3 protein-coding genes are annotated in these 2,962 nt (G+C 65.0%); all 3 read right to left on the reverse strand.

Annotation, left to right across the window (positions count from 1 at the left end):
* On the reverse strand, window positions 1-893 hold an 893-nt coding region (locus AC16JP_RS10220; RefSeq protein ID WP_484340510.1), incomplete at its 3' end, for a sugar phosphate isomerase/epimerase family protein.
* 28 nt (window positions 894-921) lie between these two features.
* A complete protein-coding gene (locus AC16JP_RS10225) occupies window positions 922-2,061 on the reverse strand; it encodes a Gfo/Idh/MocA family protein (protein WP_484340511.1) in 1,140 nt (379 codons plus the stop codon).
* On the reverse strand, window positions 2,058-2,962 hold a 905-nt coding region (locus AC16JP_RS10230; RefSeq protein WP_484340512.1), incomplete at its 5' end, for a ThuA domain-containing protein. The genes AC16JP_RS10230 and AC16JP_RS10225, both read right to left, overlap by 4 nt.

Raw genomic sequence — 2,962 nt, forward strand, 5'->3', positions numbered from 1 at the left:
CATTCCAGCACCGCCCAGCCGTCATAGCCATGGTGCGCAAGCCGGGTGAAGATTCCGCCGAAATCGACCTGCCCGTCGCCAAGCGAGCGGAACCGCCCCGGCCGTTCCGCCCAGCCGGAATAGGAACAATAGACACCCGCCCTGCCGTTGGGCCGGAATTCGGCGTCCTTTACGTGGAACGCCTTGATGCGCTGGTGATAGATGTCGATGAAGGCCAGATAATCCAGTTGCTGCAGCACGAAATGCGACGGATCATACAGGATGTTCGCGCGCGGGTGATTGCCCACGGCATCAAGAAAACACTCGAACGTGACGCCGTCGTGCAGATCTTCGCCCGGATGCAGTTCGTAGCAGGCGTTGACACCGCATTCATCGAACACGTCGAGGATAGGCTTCCAGCGCCGCGCCAGTTCGGCGAAGCCTTCCTCCACCAGCCCGGCAGGTCGCTGCGGCCACGGGTAAACCGTGTGCCACATCAGCGCGCCGGAAAAGGTGGCGTGGGCCGTGCAGCCGAAGCGCTGGCTGGCTTTTGCCGCAAGCTTCACCTGATCGACGGCCCACGCGGTCCGCGCTGCAGCGTTGCCGTGCAGTTCCGTGGGCGCGAACCCGTCGAACAGCCGGTCATAGGCGGGGTGCGACGCGACGAGCTGGCCCTGCAGGTGGGTTGATAATTCAGTGACTTCGACGCCGTTTGCGGCGCAGATGCCCTTGATCTCGTCGACATAGTCCTGGCTTTCGGCGGCGCGCTTCAAGTCGAACAGGCGGGCGTCCCATGTCGGGATCTGGACACCCTTGTAGCCAAGCTGGCCCATGTATCGGGTGATCGCATCGAGCGAGTTGAACGGCGCCTCGTCGCCGACGAACTGGGCGAGGAAAATTGCCGGGCCTTTCATGGCCGAAATCCTTTCACTGGCAATTGCATCACAGATCGACCCAGACAGCGCCGTTGCGGCTGGATTCGAGACTGGCGCGGATGAAGTTCATCCCGGCGATGGCGTCGGGCATCATCGCGTATCCGGGTTCGTCGCCCGCAGCGCCCGCCCCCCTGATGGCGTGGCCGAACGCGGCATAGATGTTGGCGAAGGCTTCCAGATACCCTTCCGGATGGCCGCCCGGCGTGCGCTGGATTGCCTGAATGTCGCCCGCCAGATAGGCGCGGTTGCCGCCTGCGTGCCAGATTTCATCCGGGCGATCACGATAGCCGACGCGCAGGGTGTTTGGTTCCTGCTGGCGCCAGTGCAGCCCGGCCTCGTCACAATAGACCGAAATCGCCAGATCGTTGCTGTCGCCGACGCAGATCTGGCTGGCGGTCAATGTTCCGCGTCCGCCGCCGGTCAGCCGGAACAGCGCTGCGCCGTCGTCGTCGATCCGGCGCCCCTCCAGCATGGTGAGGTCGGCGCAGATCGACTGGATGCGCTGGCCGGTGATGAACTCGACGAGGTTTGCCGCATGTGTGCCGATGTCGCCGAAGGCACCGGCATCGCCCGAACGCGCCGGGTCGGTCCGCCATTCGGCCTGCTTGTTGCCGGCCAGATCGGTTGCGCGCGAAAGCCAGTCCTGCGTGTATTTCACCGCGACGCGGCGCACTTTGCCGAAACCGCCGGATGCCACCAGCCGCCGCGCCTGCTTGACCAGCGGATAGCCGGTGTAGGTGTGCGTAACGCCGATCCGCCGCCCGGTGCGGGCTGCCGCATCGGCGATCGCCTGCGCGTTCACAAGGCTGTCGGCCAGCGGCTTGTCGATGATGACGTCGAACCCTGCCTCCATCGCGGCGATCGCGGGCGGCGCGTGCATGTGGTTCGGGGTGACGATCGACACCGCCTCGATCCTGACATCGGCGGCAAGAGCCGCTTCGCGTTCCAGCATCTCGGCCCAGGTGCCATAGGTGCGCGCTGGATCGACTCCGATCTCGGCGCCGGATGCGCGCGCCTTTTCCGGGGTCGAGGAAAACGCACCCGCCACCAGACGCCAGTTGCCGGCGATCCCGGCCGCCGTCCGATGCACGCCGCCGATGAAGGCGCCCTGTCCGCCGCCGATCATGCCGTAGCGAACGGGGTTCATTGCGCTTGTTCCTTGATCGGCGGGGCGGGTTCGTCGCAGCCGGTGCCCTGCTGCCGCATCGCCCAGCCGATCGCGCCCGCCAGCATCTCGCGGTGCGCCGGTTCGGCAAAGGATTCGGCCGTGTGGCCAAGCGCGGAATAGAATGCGCGCCCCTTGCCGACGCAGCGCGTCCAGATGATCGGGTGGTCCTTGCCCATGCCGATGTCCTTGCCGAACAGTCCCTTGGGGCTGTAGCTCCTCTCGTCGAGGGTTGCGAGGACGTTGATGCCGGGGCGGCGCGGCGACGCGGCGAAGGAATACCATTCGTCGGTTCGTGGCCATTTTGCGCCCAGATGCGTGGTCGCCGGGTTGCTGTGATCCTCTACGTCGATCACCGCCTGCTGGAACTGCGGCGCCATCGGGTGGCCGATGAAATGCGCGCCGATCACCTGATCGGTGTACCAGCCCCAGGCCGCGTGTGAATTGTCTCCGGCGGCGTGGATGCCGACAAAGCCGCCGCCATTTTCGACGAAGGATTTGAATGCCGCGCGCTGTTCCGGGGTGAATACGTCGCCACTGGCGTTGTTGAACACCACCACGTCGAACCGCGACAGGATGTCGGGACGGAAGGTCGCTGCGTTTTCCGTCTGGTAGATGCCCCATCCATGTTCGCGCGCCTGTTCCGCCAGCATCGCGTTCGCTGCCGGAATCGCCTCTTCGTGGCGGAAGCCGTTGGTCTTGGAAAAAACAAGGATCGCCGGGCGCTCGATGGTTTCCGGCAGCGCCGGCGCCGTCGTCTCATAGACTTTGAGGCCGCCAAGGAAGAGGCGCTGGATCATGTTCCAGTTGTAGGCCGCGAACAGACCGATCAGCACGACTAGCGCAAGGAATAGGATCAGCGCAGCACGCGCGATCTTGCGGA

This window comes from Sandaracinobacteroides sp., from assembly GCF_057137845.1.

Coding starts and splice junctions, on each gene's coding strand:
- AC16JP_RS10225 (WP_484340511.1), bottom strand. CDS start 2,061: ATGAACCCCGTTCGCTACGGCATGATCGGCGGCGGACAGGGCGCCTTC.